1 protein-coding gene is annotated in these 738 nt (G+C 59.6%); it reads right to left on the reverse strand.

The features are described 5' to 3' along the window. Positions 1 to 32: 32 nt before the first annotated feature. Positions 33 to 686 carry a ribose-5-phosphate isomerase RpiA gene (rpiA, locus tag NPX02_RS21260; RefSeq protein ID WP_260296069.1) on the reverse strand — a complete coding sequence of 218 codons (654 nt, stop codon included), beginning with the start codon at positions 684 to 686 and terminating at the stop codon, positions 33 to 35. Positions 687 to 738: the final 52 nt, after the last annotated feature.

A 738-nucleotide genomic window follows, 5' to 3' on the forward strand; every position in this document is an offset into this window, starting at 1 on the left:
TTATTTCTTGACAGGTCCTTAGTTCCGGGCTTCTACTCAATAACCTGAATGCCCTCCGCCGAGCCAAGGATCAACAGATCGGCCGGTCGCAGGGCGAAGATGCCGGTGGTGACCACCCCGGCGATGTTGTTGATCGCCTGTTCCATCTGTACCGGATCCATGATGCGCAGGTTGTGCACGTCCAGGATGATGTTGCCGTTGTCGGTGATGAAGCCGTCGCGCCACACCGGGGTGCCGCCCAGTTTGACCAGCTGGCGGGCGACGTGACTGCGGGCCATGGGGATCACCTCCACCGGCAGCGGAAATTCACCCAGCACATCGACCAGCTTGCTTTCGTCGGCAATGCAGATGAAACGTTTGCTGGCGCCGGCAACGATCTTTTCGCGGGTCAATGCGCCACCGCCGCCCTTGATCAGGTGCAGGTGCCGGGTCGATTCGTCGGCGCCGTCCACGTAGAGGTCCAGTTCGCCGGTGGCGTTCAGGTCAAGCACTGGGATGCCAAGCGCCTTCATGCGTTCCGTGGAGGCTTCCGAGCTGGATACCGCGCCATCGATGGTCTGTTTTATTTCGGCCAGTTGATCGATAAAGTGGTTGACCGTGGAGCCGGTGCCGACCCCGATGATGCCGCCCTTGACATGCTTGATGGCCGCTTCCGCCGCCATTCTCTTCAGTTCGTCTTGATTCATTGCTTTACCTCATGCCGGCTGCCCGGCCATGATAACGATGGCTTGATTGCTC

Origin of the sequence: Sedimenticola hydrogenitrophicus, assembly GCF_025175675.1 — a bacterium.
In the GTDB taxonomy this organism is placed as follows: domain Bacteria; phylum Pseudomonadota; class Gammaproteobacteria; order Chromatiales; family Chromatiaceae; genus Sedimenticola; species Sedimenticola hydrogenitrophicus.

What these genes read in the sequence shown, in the direction of transcription:
- rpiA (WP_260296069.1), bottom strand. Translation starts at nt 686, where the DNA reads ATGAATCAAGACGAACTGAAGAGAATGGCGGCGGAAGCGGCCATCAAG.